Genomic DNA, 22,389 nt, shown 5'->3' on the forward strand with positions numbered 1-22,389 from the left:
CTTCGAGACCTCCCCCATGAGTGCAACCCAGGCAGCGCCGGCACGAGACCGGTTGCGTATCGCCATCCAGAAGAGTGGCCGGCTGGCCGAGCCCGCCCGCAACCTGCTCAGCGCCTGTGGCCTGAGCTGGCGCGAGAGCCGCGACAAGCTGTTCTGCTACGGCGAATCGCTGCCGGTGGATCTGTTGCTGGTGCGCGACGACGATATTCCCGGCCTGATCGCCGACGGCGTCTGCGACCTCGGCATCGTTGGCCGCAATGAACTGGATGAGCAGGCCGCGGCGCGTCGCCAGATCGGCCTGCCGGATGCTTATCAGGCGCTGCGCGGGCTGGGCTTCGGCCAGTGCCGGCTGATGCTGGCGGTGCCCGAGGAATGGCAGTGGCAGGGCCCGGCGCAGCTGGCCGGCACCCGCATCGCCACCAGTTACCCGGCCATCCTCAAGCAGTGGCTGGATGAGCAGGGCGTGGATGCGCAGGTGGTCGAGCTGTCCGGGTCGGTGGAAATCGCGCCGCGCCTGGGTACCGCCGACTTGATCTGCGACCTGGTCTCCAGCGGCGCCACGCTGCGCGCCAACCAGTTGACCCCGGTGCACAACCTGCTCGACAGCGAGGCGGTGCTGGCTGGCGCGGTGCGCGTGCCGGATGACGCTCGCGCGTCGCTGCGCGCGATGCTGCTGCGCCGTCTCGACGGCGTGGTGCAGCGCCAGGACCGCAAGCTGCTGATGTTCCGCGCCAGCGAGGATCGCGTCGATGCGCTGTCGCAGTTGCTGGCCGATGCCGAGCCGCTGGTGCGGCTGCCGGCCGATGGCGGCGCGCTGCGCTTGCAGACCATGTGCCCCGGCCCGTTGAGCTGGCAGCGCATGGAGGAACTTGAGCGCGCGGGTGCGCAAGGCCTGATGGTACTGAGCGTGGAGCGGTCGCTGGCATGAACCGTCTGATCTGGTCGCAACTTGATGAGGCCGCGCGCAGCGCGGCATTGACCCGCCCGGTGCAGACCGTGGCGCAACAGACCCGTGACGCGGTGGCTACGCTGATCGCCCAAGTGCGCGGGCAGGGCGACGACGCGCTGCGTGCGATCACCGCACGTTTCGATGGTGTCGAGCTGGTCTCCTTTGAAGTGTCCGAAGCCGAGTTCGCGGCCGCCGAAGCGGCGGTGCCGGCCGAACTGCGCCAGGCGATGGTCGAAGCTGCCGAGCGCATCACGCGCTTCCATGAGGCTGGCATGGGCAAGGGCTATGCCGTGGAGACCGCACCGGGCGTGGTCTGCGAACGCATGCTGCGGCCGATCGGCCGGGTCGGCCTGTACGTACCGGCCGGCAGTGCGCCGCTGCCGTCCACCGCGCTGATGCTGGGTGTGCCGGCACGGTTGGCTGGTTGCCCGCAGGTGGTCTTGTGCACGCCGCCGCGCGCCGATGGCAGCGCGGATCCGGCGGTGCTGGTGGCCGCGCGCCTGACCGGCGTGCAGCGTGTATTCAAGCTGGGCGGCGCGCAGGCCGTCGCGGCCATGGCTTACGGCACGGCCAGCATTCCGGCCTGCGACAAGCTGTTCGGGCCCGGCAACAGCTTCGTGACCGAAGCCAAACAGCAGGTGGCACAGGACGGCGCCGCCGCCATCGACATGCCGGCGGGTCCTTCGGAGGTGCTGGTGATTGCCGATGCCGGCGCCAATCCAGCCTTCGTGGCCGCCGACCTGCTGTCTCAGGCCGAGCACGGCCCGGATTCGCAGGTGCTGCTGCTGACCGACGATGCCGCGATGCTGGCGGCGGTCGAGGCCGAAGTGGAGCGCCAGGTGGCCCTGCTGCCGCGCCAGCAGATCGCACGCCAGGCGTTGTCGGCCTCGCGCCTGATCCAGGTCGATTCGCTGGACGAAGCCTTCGCGATCAGCAACCGCTATGCGCCCGAACACCTGATCCTGGCCCTGCGCGACCCGCGCGCGTGGCTGGACAAGGTGCAGGCGGCCGGCTCGGTGTTCCTGGGGGATTACACCCCCGAAGCACTGGGCGACTACTGCAGCGGCACCAACCACGTGCTACCCACGTCCGGTGCCGCGCGTGCTTACAGTGGTGTCAGCGTGGCCAGCTTCCAGAACCTGATCAGCGTGCAGAGCGCCAGCGCCGCCGGCCTGGCGGCAATCGGCGGCTGCGCACGCATCATCGCCAGCGCTGAAGGCCTGGACGCGCACGAACGTGCGGTTGCCCTGCGCATGGAGGCCGCCGCATGAGCGCCGCCATTGATGACGTGCTGGCACTGGTGCGCCCGGATCTGCAGGCCTTCGCCGGCTACAGCTCGGCGCGCAGTGCGGCGGTGCAGGGCGAGGTCTGGTTGAACGCCAATGAGTCGGCCTGGGCCAATCCCGCTGATGCCGCAGGCAGCAGCCGGCGCTATCCCGAACCGCAGCCGTTGGCATTGCGCGAGGGACTGGCGGCGCTGTACGGCGTGACGCCACAGCAGCTGCTGATCGGTCGCGGCAGCGACGAAGCCATTGATCTGCTGGTGCGCGCGCTGTGCGTGCCGGGCCGCGATGGCGTGCTGGTCACACCGCCGGTGTTCGGCATGTACGCGGTCTGTGCACGCCTGCAGGGCGCCGCACTGCTTGAAGTGCCGCTGGTGGATACCGAAGACGGTTTGCGTGCGGATCTGGATGCGGTGATCGATACGGCCAAGTCGCGCAACGCCAAGCTGGTCTTCCTGTGCGCACCGTCCAACCCGGCCGGCAGCGATATCGGCCTGGACGAGATCGAGCGGGTGGCCACTGCTCTGCGCGGGCAGGCGCTGGTAGTGGTCGACGAGGCCTATGTTGAGTACGCACAACGCCCGTCGGCAACCACGCTGCTGACCGCGCATGCCAACGTCGCCGTGCTGCGTACGCTGTCGAAGACGCACGCGCTGGCCGCGGCCCGAATCGGCACCCTTATCGCCGCACCGGAGCTGATTGCCGTGCTGCGCCGCTGCCAAGCACCGTACCCCGTGCCGACCCCATGCGCGGACCTGGCCGTGCAGGCACTGCAGCCGGCCGCGCTGGCACGCACTGCTGAGCGCGTGGCCACGGTCATCGCCGAGCGCGAACGCCTGTTCGCGTCGCTGCCTGGCCTGCCCGGCGTGCGCCGCGTGCATGCCTCGTCCGGCAACTATCTGCTGGTGCGCTTCGCCGATGCCCAGGCCGCGTTCGATACGCTGCTGGCTGCTGGCGTGGTGGTGCGCGATCAGCGCGCCGCGCCGCAACTGGGCGATGCCCTGCGCATCAGCATCGGCAGCCCCGAAGAGAACGACCGCGTGCTTGCGGCCCTGTCGGCGCGGAGGGCCGCAGCATGACCCCGATCCTGTTCATCGACCGCGACGGCACCCTCATCGAGGAGCCGTCCGATTTCCAGATCGACGCCTACGAGAAGCTGCGCTTCGTGCCGCAGGTGATCCCGGCGCTGCTGAAGCTGCGGGATGCCGGCTACCAGTTCGTGATCGTCACCAACCAGGATGGCCTGGGCAGCGACAGCTACCCACGTGCCAGCTTCGATGGCCCCAACGAGCTGATGCTGCAGATCTTCGAGAGCCAGGGCATTACCTTCCGTGACGTGCTGATCGATTGCAGCTGGCCGCAGGACAACGCGCCGACCCGCAAGCCGGGCATCGGCCTGATGACCGCCTACCTGCAGGATCGCAGCATCGACTGGGCACGCTCCGGCATGGTGGGTGACCGCATCACCGATCTGCAGTTTGCCGACAACCTCAACATCCGCGGTTTCCAGCTGCGCACCGAGCAGTTCGGTGGCGAGTGGGACTGGCCGGGCATCGCCCACGCGCTGGCCGACGCGCCACGCACCGCAGTAGTCCAGCGCAATACCAAGGAAACGAAGATCCGCGTTGAGCTGGACCTGGATCGTGCGGGCGATGCACGCATCTCCACCGGCCTGCCGTTCTTCGACCACATGCTGGAACAGATCGGCAAGCACGGTGGCTTCGCGCTGGACATCCAGGCCGAGGGTGACCTGCACATCGACGAGCACCACACCATCGAAGACACCGGGCTCGCATTGGGCCAGGCCCTGCGCGAGGCGCTGGGCGACAAGCGCGGCATTGGTCGCTACGGTTTCACCCTGCCGATGGACGAGACCCTGGCCAGCGCGGCACTGGATTTCAGCGGCCGGCCGTACTTCGTGTTCGAGGGTGAGTTTAAGCGCGAGCGGGTGGGCGACATGCCGACCGAGCTGGTGCCGCACTTCTTCCGTTCGCTGTGCGATGCCAGCGGCCTGAACCTCAACCTGCAGGTGCGCGGTGACAACGATCACCACAAGGTCGAGGCCTGCTTCAAGGCGCTGGCGCGTGCGCTGCGTCCAGCGTTGGCCCGGCAGGGCACCGCGCTGCCTTCCACCAAGGGGGCGTTGTGAGCGACGTCGCGCTGATCGACGCGGGTGGTGCCAATCTTGGTTCGGTGCGCTATGCGCTTGAACGCCTCGGCGCAAGCGTTCGGCTGGTGCGCGATGCCGATGGGCTGGCCGGCGCGCAGCGGGTGATCCTGCCCGGCGTCGGTGCGGCTGGTCCAGGCATGCAGCGCCTGCACGCGCAAGGCCTGGTCGAGCCGCTGCAGCGACTGGAGGTACCGCTGATGGGCATCTGCCTCGGAATGCAGCTGCTGTTCGAGCGCTCCGAGGAAGCGGGCGTGGAGACACTGGGGCTGATTCCCGGCGTGGTGCGCAAGCTGGTGCCGGCCTGCGGCATCCGCGTGCCGCACATGGGCTGGAACCGGCTGCTGCCGCTGCGCGAATCGCTGCTGCTGCGCGGTGTACCGGAGCGCGCCAGCGCCTACTTCGTGCACAGCTATGCGGCGCCGCTCAATACCCACACCGTCGCCGCTTGCGACCACGGCGGCCTGTTCACTGCCGTGGTGGAGCAGGGGCGTTACTACGGCGCACAGTTCCACCCCGAGCGCTCCGGCGAGACCGGCTCGCTGATGCTGCGCAATTTCCTCGAGGGCACCGCTGCATGAGTTTCATCGTCTACCCCGCGCTGGATATCCGCGATGGCCGCGTGGTGCGGCTGCGCCAGGGCGACTACGCGCAGGAAACCACCTATGGCGACGATCCATTGCCACGCGCGCAGGCCTTCGCCGCGCGAGGTGCGCAGTGGATGCATCTGGTCGACCTGGACGCTGCACGCGCCGGTGGCTACACGCTGGCACCGCTGCTGTCGTCGATCCGCGCGCAGACGCCGCTGCAGGTGCAGACCGGTGGTGGCGTGCGCGGCCGCGCCGATGTAGCGCGCATCCTCGATGCCGGCGCCGCCCGCGTGGTGGTAGGTTCGCTGGCCGTGCGTCATCCCGATGAAGTGGTCGGCTGGCTGGAAGAGTTCGGTACCGAGCGCATCACCATTGCGCTGGACGCTCGTCAGGATGCGCAGGGCCAGTGGCAGCTGCCGGTGCACGGCTGGACCGAGAACGCCGGGGTGACCCTGGATGAGCTGGCGCAGCGCTACGCGCGCGCCGGCATGCGCCACCTGCTGTGCACCGACATCGCCCGCGACGGCATGCTGGCCGGGCCCAACATCGGCCTCTACCAGCACCTGTCGGGCTTGCTGCCGGGTGTGGCGGTGCAGGCCTCCGGTGGCATCCGCGACGTGGCCGATGTGGCCGAGGCCCGTGCCGCCGGCTGCGGTGGTGCCATCCTCGGCAAGGCACTGCTGGAGCAGCGCATGGACCTGGCGGAGGCGCTGGCATGTTGAGCCGCCGTATCATTCCCTGCCTGGACGTGCGCGATGGCCGCGTGGTCAAGGGTGTGCGCTTCCGCGACCACGTCGACATGGGCGACATCGCTGAGTTGGCACAGCGCTACCGTGACCAGGGGGCGGACGAGCTGGTGTTCTATGACATCGGCGCCAGTCCCGAGGCGCGTTCAGTGGACGTGGCCTGGATCGAGCGCATCGCGCGGCTGATCGACATTCCGTTCTGCGTGGCCGGTGGCATCGACAGCGTGGAAACTGCGCGTCGCGTGTTGTTCGCCGGCGCCGACAAGGTGTCGATCAACTCGCCTGCGCTGGGCCGTCCCGAACTGATCACAGAACTGGCCGACGAGTTCGGCGTGCAATGCGTGGTGGTCGGTGTCGATTCGGTGCGCGAAGCGGATGGCCAGTGGCGGGTGCGCCGTTTCAGCGGAGACCCGGACAAGACCCAGGCGGTGCCACTGCGCACCCTGGACTGGATTGTCGAGGCGCAACGGCGGGGCGCCGGTGAGATCGTGCTGAACTGCATGGACAGCGACGGCGTGCGCCGTGGCTACGATGTCGTGCAACTGCAGCAGGCGCGGACACTGTGCCAGGTACCGTTGATCGCCTCTGGCGGTGCCGGTGCGATGGAGCACTTCGCCGAAGCCTTCGACCAGGCGGACGTAGACGGCGCGCTGGCTGCCAGCGTGTTCCACAGCGGCGCCATCGCCATTCCAGAATTGAAGCGCTACCTGCGTGGACAGCAGATCGAGGTGCGGGATGTCTATTGAAATCAGGCCGTCCTTGGACGCGTTGCAGGCGCTGGACTGGGGCAAGGGCGACGGCCTGTTGCCGGCGGTGGTGCAGGATGCCGATACCCTGCAGGTGCTGATGCTGGGCTATGTCAGCGCAGAGTCGCTGGCGGCCACGTTGGCCATCGGCCACATGACTTTCTTCAGCCGCAGCAAGCAACGGTTGTGGACCAAGGGTGAGCAGTCCGGCAACGTGCTGGTGGTGCAGTCGATCAGCGTCGACTGCGATGCCGATACGTTGCTGGTGATGGCACGTCCCGCCGGGCCGACCTGCCATACCGGCGCCGAGAGCTGTTTCGACCAGGCGCCGAAGGACTTCCTGGGCGGGCTGGGCCAGCTGGTGGCGATGCGCGAGGCGCAGCGGCCACCGGGCAGCTACACCACCAGCCTGTTCGAGGGCGGCATCCGCCGCATCGCGCAGAAGGTGGGCGAGGAGGGCGTGGAGACCGCCCTGGCGGCGGTGGCGCAGGACGATGAAGCGCTGCTGGGCGAGGCATCGGACCTGCTGTACCACCTGCTGGTGCTGCTGCGCGCGCGTGGTTTGTCGCTGGAGGATGCGCGGGCGGTGCTGGAAAAGCGCCATCGTTGAGGAAGGCGTGCGGACCAGCGGTCCGCACCCACCTTTGCAATGCAGCTGAGCTTGGCTCGGCTCTACAATAGAGGGTCTTCTTCTTTCCCGGACCGCCCATGAAACTGCCTGCCGCCTGGCTGTGCTGCCTGTTGCTGACCTCGCCGGCCTGGGCCGCGGACACTGTGGTCACCGGCAAGGTCTATCTGGAACGCGACGGCCGGCCGGGTCGCGGTGCGACCGATCCGGGCCTGGCCGGGGTGCAGGTCTCCAACGGCGAGACCCTCGTCAAGACCGCCGCCGACGGCAGCTACAGCCTGCCGGTGCGTGATGGCCAGACCGTGTTCGTGATCAAGCCCGATGCGTATTCCTTCCCGAAGGCGGCCGATGGCCTGCCCTCGTTCTGGCGCCACTACCGTCCGAACGGTTCGCCGGCGCTGAAGTACGGCGGCATCGCCGCCACCAGCGACGCCACCCGCAACTGGGATTTCGCCCTGCAGTCGGATCGCCATGACAGCCGCCGTGGTTTCCAGATGCTGGTGTTCACCGATTCGCAGACCGCCAGCCTGAAGGACATCGGCTACTACCAGCAGTCGATCGTGGCGCCGCTGGTCGGTCAGACCAAGGCGCGCATGGGCACCACCCTGGGTGACATCGTCAACGATGACCTGACCCTGTATCCGGCGATCAACAAGGTCACCACCGAACTTGGCGTGCCGTGGTTCCATGTGCCGGGCAACCACGACCTCGACTTCGATGCCGCCAGCGATGAGCACTCGCTGGACAGCTGGCGCAACATCTACGGCCCGGATACCTACGCGGTGGAGGAGGGTGGCGCCAGTTTCGTGTTCCTGGACGACGTGGTGTACGACCCCAAGGCCAAGCCGAAGTACATCGGCGGCCTGCGCGAAGACCAGTTCGCCTTCCTCGCCAGCTACCTGAAGGGCCTGCACAAGGACCGCCTGCTGGTGCTGGGCATGCACATCCCGCTTTTCGACGCCGCACCGGGTCGCGAGACCTTCCGCCATGCTGACCGCCAGCGCCTGTTCGACCTGTTGAAGGATTTCCGCAACGTGCTGGTGCTGAGCGGCCACAGCCACACCCAGCAGCACGTCTACCACGGCAAGGCCGAGGGCTGGAACGGCGACAAGCCGCTGCACGAATACAACGTGGGTGCCAACTGCGGCGCGTTCTGGTCGGGCGTAAAGAATGCCGCCGGCGTGCCGGACAGCACCATGAGCGATGGCACGCCGAAGGGCTATGCATTGCTCGACGTGGCCGGCAATGGCAGCTACAAACTGCAGTACCGCGTGGCCGGCAAACCGGCCAGCGAGCAGATCGGCCTGCACGCACCGAAGGTGCTGCGCCAGGGGGCCTACCCGGCGTGGGGCATCTATGCCAACGTCTACATGGGTGAGGATGCCAGCGTGGTCGAGTACCGCGTCGATGGCGGCGCCTGGCAGCCGATGAAGCAGGTCAGCCAGCCCGATCCGCGCCTGATGGTGGAGAACGTGGCCGACGATCTGGCTGACAGCCTGCGTGGCTACGACCGCTCGCCGGAGGCCACCGCATCGCCGCACCTGTGGCGTGGCGCGCTGCCGACCGATCTGGCCGTGGGCAGCCACAAGGTCGAGGTGCGCTCCACCCAGCCCGACGGTGCGGTGTTCACCGCCAGCACCAGCTACAGCCTGCAGACTGCCCAGCCCTGACCTCCGCATCACGGCCCCAGCGAAAGGACCCCGCATGGATATCCGCTTCATGGCCGGCACCACGCCGGTGACCCTCAGCCGCCATTGGTTCACCGGCGCGATGCAGCTGCAGAGCGCCTCCGAGACGGTTTGGGTGCAGCACCCGCTGCATCCGGGCACCCACTTCTCGTTCTCGCTGGTACAGTCGTGGCTGCGCCACATCGCCGGCCATGAAGTGCTGGTCGAGCGCACCCGGCCGCTGCTGTTTGCCGGCTTCCGCCCGCAGCGGCTGCGCGTGCTGGTGGATGGTGTGCAGGTGGCCGAACAGGAAGGCATGTAGGCCAACCTGAATCATCGGCGTGCTAGGCAAAGCCGCCCCGATGCCTGAGAATCGGGGCGATTCAATCGATCCAAGCAGGCCAGCGTGACCATCGCAGCAGCGTCCCCGGTTTCCTCCGACTCCGCCCGCGGCGGTCCTCCGCGCTGTCTGGTGGTCGCCGATGTCGGCGGCACCTTCGCCCGCCTTGCGCTGGCTGAAACCCAACCCGGCCAGGCGCCGCTGCTGGGCAGCCATCGCACCTATGCCTGCGCCGAGCACCCCAGCCTAGCCGCGATCCTGGCCGATTTCACCGCAGGCCTTGGCCAGCCGGTGCAGACCGCGGTGGTGGCCATCGCCGGCCTGCTCGATGGCGATGTACTGATCAATTCCAACCTGCCGTGGACGGTCTCGCTGTCGGCCACCCGCGCGCAGTCCGGGCTGCATGAGCTGCAGCTGATCAATGATTTCGAAGCGGTGGCGCTGGCCATCCCGTACCTGCAGCCGGAAACCCTGGTGCCACTGAACGGCGACGCTGATCCGGCACAGGCGTTCCCGGCGCTGGTGCTGGGCGCGGGCACCGGCCTGGGCGCCGCGCTGCGTTTCGCCGATGGCGAGCGCCCGGTGCTGGCCAGCGAGATCGGCCATGCCGCGCTCGGCGCCGGCAACGCGCTGGAACTTCAGGTGCTGGGCAAGCTGCTGCAGCGCTGGGCGCACGTGGACAACGAGCGCGTGCTGTCCGGCAGTGGCCTGATGAACCTGTACCCGTGCCTGTGCGAGCTGCGCGGCGTCACCCCGGTGTGGACCAGCACCGAGGCGCTGATCGGCGCCGCCCGCGGCGGCGAGGATGCGCTGGCGGTGGAGACGCTGCAGGTGTTCTGCGCCTGGCTGGGCAGCTTGGCCGGCGACGCGGCGATCGCCGTCGGCGCACGTTCGGTGTACCTGGCCGGCGGCATTTCCGCGCACGTGCAGGATTTCCTGGCCGATGGCCGTTTCCGTGAGCGCTTCCTCAACAAGGGCGTGCTGACCGAGGTGCTGCGCCAGGTGCCGGTATGGCGCGTGGAGCATGGCCAGCTGGGGGTACTCGGTGCAGCGGTCTGGCACGCCGCACGACAGCCCACGCACGACTGATCGGCACGGCCGGCATCGGGCCGGCCGTGCATTGCAGACTGGGAGGGGAAGATGGTGGATCGCAGGCAGTTCCTGCAGGCCGGCGCACTGGCCGCAGGCATGGCGGCTTTGCCGGGCGTGCAGGCGCGCACGCAGGGTGGGGCCAAGGTGGTTTCGACCTGGGACTTCGGCGTGCCGGCCAACCAGGCCGCATGGAAGGTGCTGGCGCAGGGCGGCAGCGCACTGGATGCGGTGGAAGCGGGCGCACGCTGGGCCGAGAGCGAGCTGTGCAACCCGACCGTTGGCCACTGCGGCAACCCGGATCGCGACGGCGTGCTGAGCTTGGACGCGAGCATCATGGATGGCGATGGCCGTTGTGGTGCGGTGGCTGCGCTGGTCGACATCCTGCATCCGGTGTCGGTAGCCCGCAAAGTGATGGAAAACAGCCCGCATGTTTTGCTGGTGGGCGAGGGCGCGCAGCAGTTCGCGGTGCAGCAGGGTTTCGAGCGCAAGCACCTGCTGACGCCGCAGGCCGAAGCGGCCTGGCGCGATTGGCTGAAGACCGAGAAGTACCAGCCACAGATCAATGCCGAGCGCCGTGGTATTCCCGGCAATAGCGACAACCACGACACCATCGGCATGCTGGCGCTGGATGCCAAGGGCCATCTGGCAGGTGCCTGCACCACCAGCGGTATGGCCTGGAAGCTGCACGGCCGGGTCGGCGACAGCCCGATCATCGGTGCCGGCCTGTATGTCGACAATGAAGTGGGCGCGGCCACCGCCTCGGGCGTAGGTGAGGAGATGATCCGCAACGCTGCTTCGTTCCTGGTGGTCGAGCTGATGCGCCAGGGGCGCTCGCCCGCGCAGGCATGTCGCGAGGCGATCGACCGTGTGGTGCGCAAGCGGCCGGAGGCGAGCAAGACCCTGCAGGTGTGCTTCCTGGCCATGAACAAGCAGGGCGAGGTGGGCGCCTACGCGCTGCATCGCGGCTTCGTCTACGCCGTGTGTGATGCGCAGCGCCAGGATGAGCTGCGCGATTCGCCGTCGATCTACACGAGCACGCAGGCGTGAGCAAGCGGCTCACCCTGGAGATCGCCAGCAACTCGTTGGCCTCGGCATTGGCCGCGCAGGCCGGCGGCGCCGACCGCATCGAGCTGTTCGACAACCTGGCCGAAGGTGGTACCACGCCGTCATTCGCCAGCATCGCGATGGCCCGCGAACGCCTGTCGATTCCGCTGTTCGTGCTGATGCGGCCACGCCCGGGCGACTTCCACTACGACGCGCTGGAAACCGAACTGATGCTGCGTGACATCGCGCAGTGCCGCGCGCTGGGCTGCGATGGCGTGGTGATCGGCGCACTGGACGTGCAGGGCGGCGTTGACGTGGCGTTGTGCCGTGAACTGATGCAGGCCGCCGGGTCGTTGCAGGTGACCTTCCATCGCGCCTTTGACGCCGCCCGCGATCTGCCGGCGGCACTGGAGCAGGTGATCGAACTGGGTTGCCAGCGCGTGCTGACCTCCGGCGGCCAGGTCAGCGCCGAGGCCGGTGCCGAGGTGCTGGCGGGCCTGGTCACCCAGGCCGCCGGACGTATTACGGTGATGGCAGGTGCCGGGCTGGGCCCGGCCAATATCGCCGCCGTCGCGCGACGGAGCGGCTGTGCCGAGTTGCACGCCTCGGCGAAAGGCCTGCGGCGCTCGGCCATGCAGTTCCAGAATCCGGCCCTGCGCGGACTGGATCCGGACTGGAGCCAGACCAGCACCGCGACCGTGGCCGCGCTGCGGCAGGCGCTGGACGGCGCAAGGTAGCCCGCTTCTTCTGTAGAGCCGAGCCCACGCTCGGCTGCTCTTTGCGGCGAACAACAGCAGCCGAGCGCGGGCTCGGCTCTACAACGACCCGCTGCCGGCCGCACGCGACGCCGCGGACAAAATAGTTCCGCGCGTGATTGTCGCAATCGTGTCATGCATTCCTGCGCCGATCTCTCAGCGATAGTCCGCAACCCATTGATTACTATAGATACCGGTAGCCAACAACGGCACGCCGTCGCCGGTTTGTGCGCCGCCGCATGCCGTTCATGGTTCAGCTGTGCTTTAGTTTGGATCGATCCACAGGGGAGGGCGCCGCGACGGTCTTGAACCGATCCATGCGCCCGGATCAGCCGTAGTGCCGCGCCACCACCCGTCCGTGCGTCCACACTTTCGAAGAGCAACCGCCCATGGCTCAGATCGTCCGCAAGCGCCGTCACCTGCTGTCCCAGGCCCTGGTCCTGGCCCTGCTTCCCCTGGCTGCCAATGCGCAGGAAGCCTCAAGCTCGTCCACCAAGGATCTCGATGCGGTCACCGTCACCGGCTCGCGCATCAAGCGCGCCAGTGTCGAAGGCCCGGCACCGGTCAATGTGATCACCGCCGCGCAGATCCAGAAGGAAGGCTTCGTCAGCGTGTACGACGCGCTGAAGACCCTCACCGAAGCGACCGGCACTGTTGAAGCCGCCTCGCAGTGGGGCTCGCATACGCCCAATGCCAGCGGCCTGAACCTGCGCGGGATGGGCCCGAACCGCTCGCTGTTGCTGGTCAACGGCCGTCGCGTGGCGGACTACCCGCTGCCGTATGGCGGTGAAACCAACTTCTCCAACTACGGCAACATTCCGGCCGCGGCGGTGGAGCGCATCGAAGTGCTGACCGGTGGCGCCTCGGCCATCTATGGTTCGGATGCGATCGCCGGCGTGGTCAACGTCATCCTGAAAACCAACTACGACGGCGATGAAGTGCGCGTACGCGGTGGCACCTCCACCGAAGGCGGCCGTGATACCTGGGACCTGTCCTGGGCCGGCGGCAAGACCGGCGACAACTGGAGCGTGACCTACGCGCTGCAGTACACCAAGCGCGACCCGCTGTTCGGTCGTGACCGCCCGCAGATGGACGATGCCGATGATGCACCGTATCCGTCCTGGAACATGGAACAACGCAAGGTCGGCTTCCGTCCCACCGCCGGCCTGGCGCTGATCGATCCGACCACCGGCCAGCGCCTGGCGCCGCCCACCGGCACCTGCGAGAAGTTCGATGGCGAGTACTACACCGCCGATCGATTGGTCTACAACTACGCCGCCAACACCATCACCAACACCGGCCGCCTGTGCGGCATGAGTGCGGACTATGCGAACTGGCTGCTTACGGGCGGTGCCGAGAACGTGTCCGGCAACCTGTATGCCACCTTCGACTTCAGCAATGACCTGCAGGCCTGGACCAACCTGGCCGTCTACCGCTCCGAAGCGATCTGGGGCACCAATCCGCCGAGCGTGTCGCTGATCGACGATGACAACGGCTACTACTGGGATGCCAACCGCAACCGCCCGATCCTGGGCGTGCGCCAGTTCACGCCGAATGAAGTCGGCGGCGTGGATACGCTGCGCAACACCAACCGCGAACTGTCCTGGGACTGGAGCGCCGGCCTGCGTGGCCGCCTCGCTGACCGCTTCGACTGGAGCGCCACAGTAGGGCGTTCCTACTACCGCGTGGAAGAACGGCAGAACGTGGTCGACAAGCAGAAGTCGTATGACTACTTCCTGGGCCCGAAGCTGGGCACTACCGCCGATGGCGAGGCGATCTACGCACTGAACGAATCGCGCTGGTGGAATCCGCTGACGCCGGACCAGTACTGGCAGATGGGCACGGTGGCCAGGAATCGCGCGTCATCGTGGGTCAACCAGGCTTCGGCGGACATCACCGGCGAGCTGTTCCAGGGCTGGGCGGGTCCGATTTCGTTCGCGGCGGTGGCCGAAGTCGCGCAGCAGGGCTATCACCTCAGCCCCGACCCGCGCGCCGGCATCGACTTCGACCTGCAGAACGTCGATCGCGGCGGCGGCGAGCGCACCCGCTATTCGGCCGGCGTCGAGTTCAAGATTCCGCTGCTGGAGAGCGTGACCGCCACTGCGGCCGCGCGCTATGACCGCTATGGCAACTACAAGGCTGATAACAGCGGCGAAGCGCTGGACATCGGCAGCCAGAAGGAAACCACCTGGAACGTCGGCCTGGAATGGCGCCCGGTGGAGTCGCTGCTGGTGCGTGGTTCCTACGCCACCAGTTTCCATGCGCCGGACATGCACTACCTGCTGGGCCAGCCGAGCAGCTCCGAAGTGCAGACCTATGACCGCCTGCGCTGCATCCAGAGCGGCGCTTACCTGGTCAACAACTGCGGCGTGGGCAACACCGACGTCTGGTACACCTTCGACGTGAACCGCCGCGGCACGCCACTGCTGCGTTCGGAAACCGGCGATTCGTGGACGGTCGGTTTTGTCTGGGATGTGATGCCCAATCTGTCGGTCAGTGCCGACTACTGGGCGATCAAGCTGGAAGACATGATCGTCGACGTCGGCGCCGATGAGGTGCTGGCCAGCGAAGCCGGCTGCCTGACCGGCAAGAACATGGACGGTACACCGTGGGCCAATCCGGCCGGTGGCGAGTACTGTGCCGGCATCCTGGCCCGCGTGAACCGCGACAGCAATGGCCGTCTGGTATCGATCGAGCGCGGCCCGTTCAACCTGGCCAGCAGGGAAGTGCGCGGTATCGACCTGACCGCGCGCTATCGCCTGGAAACCGCGCAGTGGGGCAGCTTCCAGCTGGGCCTGAACTACACCAACCAGATCTCGACCAAGGAACAGCGCTACGCCAACGACCCGAACCCGGAGCGTCGTGACCGCGACCTGCGCAGCAAGCTGCGCGCGAGCCTGGCCTGGCAGCGCGGCAACTGGAACGCCAATGTCTATGCCGACCGCATCGGTTCGGTGCCGGGCGTGCGCTACCACTGGGGCACCGATCGCCTGAACAACCCGGGTGGCTGCTTGCCGTTCGCTGATGGCTATGTGCCCAGCGACAGCCCGTCGCTGAACTGCCTGGAACCGGCAACACGTCCGGATGGCTCGCCCAACCCGAACCCGAACGCCGGCCAGCAGACCACGCGTTACTACGGGCGGGTCGGGCCGTTCATTACCTGGAACTTCAACATGGGCTACCAGGTGACCGAACGCGCCAAGGTCAACGTCTACGTCAACAACGTGTTCAATTCGGCCAGCTGGAACCACAAGGATCCGTACAAGCTGGACTATGACTTCGCCCCGACCCGCCTGCTCGGCGCGGTGGGCCGCGAGTTCGCGCTGGAGTACGTGTTCACCTTCTGAGGCGGATAGCGGGCGGTACGCCGGGCATGGCCCGGCGCTACCGGCTGGACGGGGCGGCTGGATTTGACCTTCCCACGATGGCAAGGTTTAGCCTGTCCGCATCCAGAAGGAACCCCGGGAATCCGATCATGAGCACGCCCCGCGCCATTGCAGCCCCCGCAAGCCCCGCCACCATCAGCCTGCCCATCGAGGGCATGACCTGCGCCAGCTGTGTCGGCCGGGTCGAGGCCGCGCTGTCCAAGGTCGAAGGTGTGGGCAGTGTTTCGGTCAATCTGGCCACCGAGCGCGCGGATATCCGCCCGTCCGGCCCGGTCGATCGGGCCGCGCTGATCCAGGCGGTGGAGCGGGTGGGCTACGACGTGCCTGCCGCCACCATTGAACTGGCCGTGGAAGGCATGACCTGCGCCTCCTGCGTGGGTCGCGTGGAGCGCGCGCTGCTGGCGGTGCCAGGCGTCAGCCAGGCCAGCGTGAACCTGGCGACGGAGCGTGCGACCGTGCGCGGCGTGGCAGGCGTTGACGCGCTGGTGGCGGCCATCGACAAGGTCGGCTACGCCGCACACCTGATCGAGGCCGGCGTGCAGTCCGACGATGAGGCTGCAGAAAAGAAGGATGCCGAGCGCGCCGAACTGAAACGCGATCTGATCGTGGCGTCCGCGCTGGCGCTACCGGTGTTCGTGCTGGAGATGGGTTCGCACCTGATTCCCGGCATGCACGAATGGGTGATGGCCAACATCGGCATGCAGACCAGCTGGTATCTGCAGTTCGCATTGACCCTGCTGGTACTGGCCATTCCCGGCCGCCGTTTCTACCAGAAGGGTTTCCCGGCGCTGCTGCGGCTTGCGCCGGACATGAATTCGCTGGTGGCGGTGGGCACCGCCGCGGCGTTCGGTTATTCGGTGGTAGCGACCTTTGCACCGCGGCTGCTGCCGCCGGGCACGGTGAACGTCTACTACGAAGCGGCAGCGGTAATCGTCGCGCTGATCCTGCTCGGCCGCTTCCTTGAAGCTCGGGCCAAGGGCCGTACCTCCGAAGCGATCAAGCGCTTGGTCAACCTGCAGGCCAAGGTCGCGCATGTGATCCGTGACGGCCGCAGCATCGATATTCCGGTCAATGAAGTGCTGAGCGGCGACGTGGTGGAAGTACGCCCGGGCGAGCGCGTGCCGGTCGATGGCGAGGTGGTCGACGGTCGCAGCTACATCGACGAGTCGATGATCAGCGGCGAGCCGATTCCGGTCGAGAAGCAGTCGGGCAGCAGCGTTGTCGGTGGCACGGTCAACCAGAAGGGTGCGCTGACGGTGCGCGCGACGGCGGTGGGCGCGCGGACGATGCTGGCGCAGATCATCCGCATGGTCGAACAGGCGCAGGGCTCGAAGCTGCCGATCCAGGCGGTGGTCGACAAGGTCACGCTTTGGTTCGTGCCGGCGGTGATGCTGGCCGCGCTGGCGACCTTCGCAGTCTGGCTGATCTTCGGGCCATCGCCGGCGCTGAGCTTCGCGCTGGTCAATGCGGTGGCGGTGCTGATCATTGCCTGCCCCTGCGCGATGGGCCTGGCCACGCCAACCTCGATCATGGTCGGTACTGGCCGTGGCGCGGAGATGGGTGTGCTGTTCCGCAAGGGTGAAGCGCTGCAACTGCTGAAGGACGCGCAGGTGGTTGCGGTGGACAAGACCGGCACGCTGACCGAGGGCCGCCCGCGCCTGACCGAGCTCGAGATCACGGACGGTTTCGACCGCAGCACGGTGCTGGCGGCAGTGGCCGCAGTGGAATCGCGCTCGGAGCATCCGATCGCCCGCGCCATCGTCGATGCAGCCACTGAACAGGGCATCGCACTGCCGTCGATGGTCGATTTCGAATCGGTCACCGGAATGGGCGTGCGTGCGAACGTCGATGGTGCGCGGGTGGAGGTCGGTGCTGATCGCTTCATGCGCGATCTGGGCGTGGACATCACTTTGTTTGCGACGCTGGCGGCAGAGCTGGGCACCCAGGGCAAGTCGCCGCTGTATGCCGCCATCGACGGCCGCCTGGCCGCGATCATCGCGGTATCCGATCCGATCAAGCCGAGCACGCCGGCCGCAATCGCGGCACTGCACCAGCTCGGCCTGAAGGTGGCGATGATCACCGGTGACAACGCCGGTACCGCGCAGGCGATCGCGCGCCAGCTGGGCATCGATGAGGTGGTGGCCGAAGTGCTGCCGGAAGGCAAGGTCGAAGCGGTGCGCCGCCTGAAGGCTACGCATGGCCACGTGGCCTTCGTCGGTGATGGCATCAACGATGCGCCGGCACTGGCCGAAGCCGATGTCGGCCTGGCCATCGGTACCGGCACCGATATCGCGGTGGAGTCGGCCGATGTGGTGCTGATGTCGGGCAACCTGCAGGGCGTACCGAATGCCATCGCGCTGTCCAAGGCGACGCTGGGCAACATCCGGCAGAACCTGTTCTGGGCGTTCGCCTACAACACGGCGTTGATTCCGGTCGCGGCCGGCGTGCTGTACCCGGTCTGGGGCGTGCTGCTGTCGCCGGTGTTCGCGGCCGGTGCGATGGCGCTGTCCAGCGTGTTCGTGCTGGGCAATGCACTGCGCCTGCGCCGCTTCCAGGCACCGATGGCGGACGCCGCCGCTGCCACCCACTGAAGGAGATCCGCATGAACATCGGTGACGCTGCCAAGGCCTCCAGCGTGTCGGCGAAGATGATCCGCTACTACGAGCAGATCGGCCTGATTCCCGCCGCTGATAGAACCGAGTCGGGCTATCGGGCGTATTCGCAGGCGGACATCCACCGCCTGCGTTTCATCCGCCGTGCGCGCGATCTCGGCTTCCAGGTAGCCGAAATCACCGATCTGCTGGGCCTCTGGAACGACACCTCGCGGCACAGTGCCGACGTGAAGCATCTGGCCGAACAGCACATTGCCGATCTGGAACAGCGCATCGAGCACATGCGGCAGATGGCCGACACGCTGAAGTCGCTGATCAGCTGCTGTGCGGGCGACGAGCGCCCGGAATGCCCGATCCTGCAGCGACTGGGTGAGGACGATGAGACGCCGGTGCCGGTCGATACGGCAAAGACCGGTGCGGTGTGGCGACGCGCACAGAAGCAGTAAATCGATTTCACATGCACCAAAAAGCCCGCCCTGTGTCAGTACACGGGGCGGGCTTCCTTGTGGACGCAGGGCAGGGGATCAGACGGTACGCGGCGGGAAACCGGCATCGTTCACCGCGGCGAACACCTGTTCCTGCGACGCGGTGGTCTGCACCTTGACCAGGCCGGTCGGCGGGTCGGCAACCACGCTTGCGTTCGGATCGATCTGCTGGATCGCGCGGGTCACGCTGCGCGCGCAACCACCGCAGGTCATGCCGTCAACATGGAATTCCATCTGTAGCTCCTTCGGTGTTCTTGGGGTGGAGTCAGTGTGCACCTTCCAACGATGGCAGGGTCAAGTGCTGGGCTGAACGACAGGCAAGGCGCCGACAAAAAACGGCAGCCACCTGTACCAGCGTGGCTGCCGTGGAGGAACGTCCCCGCCGGAGCAGGGCGTGGGTTGCGCCGGGCGAACCCGCGCAACCCGTGGTGCTTCAGAACTTCCAGGTCGCGCCGAAGTACAGCTGGCGGCCTGCGTAGGTGTTGGAGACGAGACGGGCCTTGGTGTCATTGCCCAGGTGCACGCGCTGCTCGGACTTGGTGGCATTGATCACCGAGGCGGTCAGAGTCCAGTCCGGGGTCAGGTTGTAAGCCACGTTCAGATCCAGCTGGTCATACGGCTCGGTGTAGACCGTCATGCCGTTCTGCAGGCCGCCCACCACTTCGCCGCGACGGTTGAACGAGGCACGCGCAAGGAACTTGTCGTTCTCGTAGAACACCGTGACGTTGGCCTGGTTCTTGGCGCTGCCGACCAGCGGCGACGAGCCGATGTTCTGTCCGTCAATCACGATCGATGCCAGGTTGGTGTCGTTGTAGGTGTAGTTGGCCTGCACGCCGAAGCCGAAATCGAAGGTGTACTGGCCATACAGTTCCACGCCCTGCGAAACACCATCCTGGCCATTGGCCTTGGTCTTGTAGTTCTGCACGGTCACCACTTCGCCGCCGACAGCCATCTGCGTGTCGCGCACGACCGGCACGGTGAAGTTGCTCACGTCCTTGCGGAACAGGCCGACACCGGCCACGGCGCCCGGCTGGAAGTACCATTCCAGGCCCAGGTCGTACTGCGTGGCCTTGAACGGCTGCAGCTGCTTGTTGCTGCCTTCGCCGGCCCAACCCGGGTTCGGCGCACCGCCGGCGACGCGACGATCGTCGACGTATTCGGCGCTGTAGAAGCTCAGAGCGCCCGGAGTGGCGATATCGGTGTAGCCCGGACGGGCGATGACCTTTGACGCGGCGCCGCGCAGCACCAGGGTGTCAGTGATGTCCCAGGCGATGTTGAAGCTCGGCAGGATATCGGTATACGTGCGGTCGACGCCGATCAGTTCATGGGTCTTGCTCTGCGCCAGATCATACGGCAGTCGCACGAAGCCACTCTCGCAGCCATAGCCCGGATAGGCCGCAGCGGCTGGATCGGTGCACGCCATCGGCGCACCGGACGCGTTGTCCAGGAAGTAGTCGTTGAACTTCTCGATCGAGTCGGAGGACTGCGCGAACTGCTTGGTGCGAACCACGCGCACACCGACATTGCCGCGCAGGCGCTCGGTGCGGAAGTTGGCCTGGAAGTAGCCCGAGTAGATCTTCTCGTTGACGTTGTAGACGAAGTCTTCTTCGGTACGGTTGTGCGAACCACCGTAGGTCTTGTTCAGATAGTCGATGTACGCAGGGTAGTTGATGCCCGGGAACACGTTGGCATTGAAGCCGCCTGCAATGTTGCTGATCGGATTGGACAGGAAGAAGCCGGGCTGCGCGTCGCCGGCAGTGGGGTCGCAACCTGCCTGGTAGCGGCCGTCCTTGTAGTCGGCGGGATCGCGGCCCTGGCAGGTCCAGTAGGTGTTGCCGGTGTTGCGGTGGACCTTGCCATCGCGGTACTTGGCACCGAACTGGATCGAGTCCAGCCAGCCCGATTCAAACAGCTTGGTCACATCGGCCTGGAAGTAGTTCTGCTTGACTTCGGTGCGCTTCCACGACGAATCGGTCGAGCCGGTGTCGACTTCGGCGATGCCGTTCATCAGCTGCTGCTGCAGGTCGGGCGAGAAGGTGGCCGAGGGCGTGCCGGTCAGATCCCAGGCGCTGTAAAGATTGCCCGACAGGTAATCGTTGCCGACCTTGCGGCGCGGCTTGGCCGACATCCGGAAGTTCATCGACGGACCACCTTCGGACCAGGTACGGCCACCGGTGAACGAGGCCTTCCACAGCGGGCTGATGTCCCAGTCGATGGTCAGGTCAGCAGTCTGCGACAGCGCTTTTTCCTTGCTGTAGCCACCGGTCAGCTGCGGCGTCGGAACCGTGCAGTCGTCCGGGCCCCAGCCACCGGGCTTGAGGCCGGCAGCCTTGGCCTGGTCTTCGCTGCAGTAGTAGGTCTTTCCAGCCAGCTTTTCGAACTGGGCACCGGTAACGGTGTTGCCGCTGGGGTCGAAGTCCAGGCCGTTGAGCAGGCGGCCACCGGCCCAGTTTCCATCGCCGTTGAAGCGGGCCATGCTCCATTCCGGAATCTTCAGCATGTTCTGGGTGTAATCACCCTGCAGTTCGAAGCGGAAGTAGTTGGCCGTCATCGTGACGTTGTCGACCGGCTTGAACTGGAAGGTCAGCTGGCCGCCCTTGCGTTCGCGCTTTTCTTCCTTCACCGCGAAGTTGACCGAGGTCGGCATGAAGAAGTCGCTGTAGTTGCCGCCGGTCTGGTTGTTGAAACCGGACTTGCCCCACCAGTAGTGGATGCCATCCTGCGCCTGCACGTTGCCATAGGCATCGCGCGCCTTGCCGGCGCCATACCACTGGTAGTCCTCGGTGCTGGCTTCCATGGTACGGGTGGTGCGCTTCTGCTGCGTCACGCCGATCAGCACGCCGAAACGCTCGTCCTTGCTGTGCCACGAATACAGGGCCGAGGCCTGCGGGTCGATATCGTGGTGGGTATCGGAGGAGGTGCCCTCAAGCGTGACGAAACCCGAGTTGGATTCCATGTCCAGCGGACGACGGGTGTGCAGGATGACCGTGCCGCCGATGCCGCCTTCGTCGATGCGCGCTTCCGGCGACTTGAACAGCTCCGCGCTGGACAGCATGTTCGACGGCAGCAGGGTGTAGTTGAACGAACGGGTCGCTTCGTCGTTGGTTTCCGACGTGGCGACGTAGTTGCCGTTCAACTGGGTCAAGGTCAGGTCGGGTGCCAGGCCGCGCACGCTGACGGTCTTGCCTTCGCCGCCACTGCGGGTGATGACCACGCCGGGCACGCGCTGCAGTGCGTCGGCCACGTTCTTGTCGGGGAACTTGCCGACGTCTTCGGCGGTGATCACTTCGACCACGGCGTTGGCGTCGCGCTTCTGCTCAAGGCTCTTTTCAATGGCGTAGCGGTAGCCGGTGACCTGGACGCTGTCCAGGTTGGTGGCTTCCTGCGCGCCGGTGGAAGCGGCCTGCTGCGCGGCGGCGCCAGCCGGAATGACGGCGGCGGCCAAGGCCAGCGCGATGGCCAACGCCAGTGCGTCCTGGCCATGCGTACGTGTTGAATGCTTCATTCCCATCTCTCCCTCTCTCCTGGATTGATCCGGTGACGTGGCACGGACAACTTGAATCGATCTAATTTGAAGTGACATTGTCGCTATTGCCATGCAGTGGCAGTAGCACCGTGCGCGTGGCCTGGTACGTCCTGTTGCTGCTCCCCCAACTCCCGGCCATCGCAGTGTCGTTCTTGGATCGATCTAAGCGATGGGCGGGCGTTTTTTAGCATGGGTCGCCCGCGGGCGCATGCTGCTCCGCAATATGGTACTGGCGTGGCGAAGGGATGACGGTTTGCTGAAAACAGTGAAATCGTTTTCGTGCGCAGGGGAGGGTGGGTCGGCAGGGCTGCGCCCTGCACCTGCCGAAGCCAAAGCGAAAGCTAAAGCCAAAGCCAAAGCCAAAGCCAAAGCC

General features: G+C 66.6%; 18 protein-coding genes. 16 read left to right on the forward strand and 2 right to left on the reverse strand.

The features are described 5' to 3' along the window. The first annotated feature begins 16 nt into the window (after positions 1–16). The 16 genes from hisG to cueR all read left to right on the forward strand — a co-directional run bounded on the left by hisG (position 17) and on the right by cueR (position 18,451). Positions 17–928: an ATP phosphoribosyltransferase gene (gene hisG, locus AC13FN_RS06750; protein WP_053442918.1), complete on the forward strand. Its 912-nt coding sequence runs from the start codon at positions 17–19 to the stop codon at positions 926–928. Next, entirely contained in the window at positions 925–2,220 is a 1,296-nt protein-coding gene (gene hisD, locus AC13FN_RS06755) for a histidinol dehydrogenase (protein ID WP_478416007.1), read from the forward strand. Before hisG ends, hisD begins: the two co-directional genes overlap by 4 nt. Beyond that, the gene (gene hisC, locus AC13FN_RS06760; RefSeq protein WP_482984765.1) at positions 2,217–3,311 is read left to right on the forward strand and encodes a histidinol-phosphate transaminase; all 1,095 of its coding nucleotides are present in this window, start codon (positions 2,217–2,219) and stop codon (positions 3,309–3,311) included. Before hisD ends, hisC begins: the two co-directional genes overlap by 4 nt. After that, a complete protein-coding gene (gene hisB, locus AC13FN_RS06765) occupies positions 3,308–4,381 on the forward strand; it encodes a bifunctional histidinol-phosphatase/imidazoleglycerol-phosphate dehydratase HisB (protein WP_159360073.1) in 1,074 nt (357 codons plus the stop codon). The genes hisC and hisB overlap by 4 nt, the downstream gene beginning before the upstream one ends. Continuing rightward, positions 4,378–4,980 carry an imidazole glycerol phosphate synthase subunit HisH gene (hisH, locus tag AC13FN_RS06770; RefSeq protein WP_049436250.1) on the forward strand — a complete coding sequence of 201 codons (603 nt, stop codon included), beginning with the start codon at positions 4,378–4,380 and terminating at the stop codon, positions 4,978–4,980. The genes hisB and hisH overlap by 4 nt, the downstream gene beginning before the upstream one ends. Then, positions 4,977–5,711, forward strand: a complete 735-nt coding sequence (gene hisA / locus AC13FN_RS06775; RefSeq protein WP_054171607.1) for a 1-(5-phosphoribosyl)-5-[(5-phosphoribosylamino)methylideneamino]imidazole-4-carboxamide isomerase — start codon at positions 4,977–4,979, stop codon at positions 5,709–5,711. The genes hisH and hisA overlap by 4 nt, the downstream gene beginning before the upstream one ends. Continuing rightward, positions 5,705–6,481 (forward strand): imidazole glycerol phosphate synthase subunit HisF, encoded by a 777-nt coding sequence (gene hisF, locus AC13FN_RS06780; protein ID WP_197646382.1) that lies wholly within the window; start codon positions 5,705–5,707, stop codon positions 6,479–6,481. Before hisA ends, hisF begins: the two co-directional genes overlap by 7 nt. Then, positions 6,471–7,091, forward strand: coding sequence for a bifunctional phosphoribosyl-AMP cyclohydrolase/phosphoribosyl-ATP diphosphatase HisIE (hisIE, locus tag AC13FN_RS06785; RefSeq protein WP_049436248.1), 621 nt, complete (start codon positions 6,471–6,473; stop codon positions 7,089–7,091). Before hisF ends, hisIE begins: the two co-directional genes overlap by 11 nt. Positions 7,092–7,189: 98 nt before the next feature. After that, on the forward strand, positions 7,190–8,779 hold the full coding sequence (locus tag AC13FN_RS06790; RefSeq protein ID WP_460132295.1) for a calcineurin-like phosphoesterase C-terminal domain-containing protein: 1,590 nt from the start codon (positions 7,190–7,192) through the stop codon (positions 8,777–8,779). A 34-nt stretch (positions 8,780–8,813) separates the two neighbouring features. Beyond that, the gene (locus AC13FN_RS06795; protein ID WP_054171611.1) at positions 8,814–9,098 is read left to right on the forward strand and encodes a hypothetical protein; all 285 of its coding nucleotides are present in this window, start codon (positions 8,814–8,816) and stop codon (positions 9,096–9,098) included. Positions 9,099–9,182: 84 nt separating this feature from the next. Continuing rightward, complete coding sequence (locus AC13FN_RS06800; RefSeq protein ID WP_482984764.1) at positions 9,183–10,205, forward strand: glucokinase; 1,023 nt, start codon at positions 9,183–9,185, stop codon at positions 10,203–10,205. A gap of 51 nt (positions 10,206–10,256) precedes the next feature. Further along, positions 10,257–11,255: a glycosylasparaginase gene (locus AC13FN_RS06805; protein ID WP_329759230.1), complete on the forward strand. Its 999-nt coding sequence runs from the start codon at positions 10,257–10,259 to the stop codon at positions 11,253–11,255. Continuing rightward, positions 11,252–11,989, forward strand: a complete 738-nt coding sequence (locus AC13FN_RS06810) for a copper homeostasis protein CutC (RefSeq protein ID WP_482984763.1) — start codon at positions 11,252–11,254, stop codon at positions 11,987–11,989. Before AC13FN_RS06805 ends, AC13FN_RS06810 begins: the two co-directional genes overlap by 4 nt. A gap of 407 nt (positions 11,990–12,396) precedes the next feature. After that, positions 12,397–15,354 (forward strand): TonB-dependent receptor plug domain-containing protein, encoded by a 2,958-nt coding sequence (locus tag AC13FN_RS06815; RefSeq protein ID WP_482984762.1) that lies wholly within the window; start codon positions 12,397–12,399, stop codon positions 15,352–15,354. Positions 15,355–15,482: 128 nt separating this feature from the next. Then, the gene (locus AC13FN_RS06820) at positions 15,483–17,984 is read left to right on the forward strand and encodes a heavy metal translocating P-type ATPase (protein ID WP_482984761.1); all 2,502 of its coding nucleotides are present in this window, start codon (positions 15,483–15,485) and stop codon (positions 17,982–17,984) included. Between the two features lie 11 nt (positions 17,985–17,995). Continuing rightward, positions 17,996–18,451: a Cu(I)-responsive transcriptional regulator gene (gene cueR, locus AC13FN_RS06825; protein ID WP_049436235.1), complete on the forward strand. Its 456-nt coding sequence runs from the start codon at positions 17,996–17,998 to the stop codon at positions 18,449–18,451. Between the two features lie 78 nt (positions 18,452–18,529). On the opposite strand, the gene AC13FN_RS06830 is transcribed toward cueR, so the two are convergent. Together AC13FN_RS06830 and AC13FN_RS06835 are read right to left on the reverse strand one after the other, a co-directional pair. Next, positions 18,530–18,724, reverse strand: coding sequence for a heavy-metal-associated domain-containing protein (locus AC13FN_RS06830; RefSeq protein ID WP_049436233.1), 195 nt, complete (start codon positions 18,722–18,724; stop codon positions 18,530–18,532). A gap of 199 nt (positions 18,725–18,923) precedes the next feature. Then, entirely contained in the window at positions 18,924–22,001 is a 3,078-nt protein-coding gene (locus AC13FN_RS06835) for a TonB-dependent receptor (protein ID WP_482984760.1), read from the reverse strand. Positions 22,002–22,389 lie beyond the last annotated feature (388 nt).

Source organism: Stenotrophomonas sp. 115C5, assembly GCF_056861055.1.

What these genes read in the sequence shown, in the direction of transcription:
- hisG (WP_053442918.1), top strand. Translation starts at nt 17, where the DNA reads ATGAGTGCAACCCAGGCAGCGCCGGCACGAGACCGGTTGCGTATCGCC.
- hisD (WP_478416007.1), top strand. Translation starts at nt 925, where the DNA reads ATGAACCGTCTGATCTGGTCGCAACTTGATGAGGCCGCGCGCAGCGCG.
- hisC (WP_482984765.1), top strand. Translation starts at nt 2,217, where the DNA reads ATGAGCGCCGCCATTGATGACGTGCTGGCACTGGTGCGCCCGGATCTG.
- hisB (WP_159360073.1), top strand. Translation starts at nt 3,308, where the DNA reads ATGACCCCGATCCTGTTCATCGACCGCGACGGCACCCTCATCGAGGAG.
- hisA (WP_054171607.1), top strand. Translation starts at nt 4,977, where the DNA reads ATGAGTTTCATCGTCTACCCCGCGCTGGATATCCGCGATGGCCGCGTG.
- hisF (WP_197646382.1), top strand. Translation starts at nt 5,705, where the DNA reads ATGTTGAGCCGCCGTATCATTCCCTGCCTGGACGTGCGCGATGGCCGC.
- hisIE (WP_049436248.1), top strand. Translation starts at nt 6,471, where the DNA reads ATGTCTATTGAAATCAGGCCGTCCTTGGACGCGTTGCAGGCGCTGGAC.
- AC13FN_RS06790 (WP_460132295.1), top strand. Translation starts at nt 7,190, where the DNA reads ATGAAACTGCCTGCCGCCTGGCTGTGCTGCCTGTTGCTGACCTCGCCG.
- AC13FN_RS06795 (WP_054171611.1), top strand. Translation starts at nt 8,814, where the DNA reads ATGGATATCCGCTTCATGGCCGGCACCACGCCGGTGACCCTCAGCCGC.
- AC13FN_RS06805 (WP_329759230.1), top strand. Translation starts at nt 10,257, where the DNA reads ATGGTGGATCGCAGGCAGTTCCTGCAGGCCGGCGCACTGGCCGCAGGC.
- AC13FN_RS06815 (WP_482984762.1), top strand. Translation starts at nt 12,397, where the DNA reads ATGGCTCAGATCGTCCGCAAGCGCCGTCACCTGCTGTCCCAGGCCCTG.
- AC13FN_RS06820 (WP_482984761.1), top strand. Translation starts at nt 15,483, where the DNA reads ATGAGCACGCCCCGCGCCATTGCAGCCCCCGCAAGCCCCGCCACCATC.
- cueR (WP_049436235.1), top strand. Translation starts at nt 17,996, where the DNA reads ATGAACATCGGTGACGCTGCCAAGGCCTCCAGCGTGTCGGCGAAGATG.
- AC13FN_RS06830 (WP_049436233.1), bottom strand. Translation starts at nt 18,724, where the DNA reads ATGGAATTCCATGTTGACGGCATGACCTGCGGTGGTTGCGCGCGCAGC.
- AC13FN_RS06835 (WP_482984760.1), bottom strand. Translation starts at nt 22,001, where the DNA reads ATGGGAATGAAGCATTCAACACGTACGCATGGCCAGGACGCACTGGCG.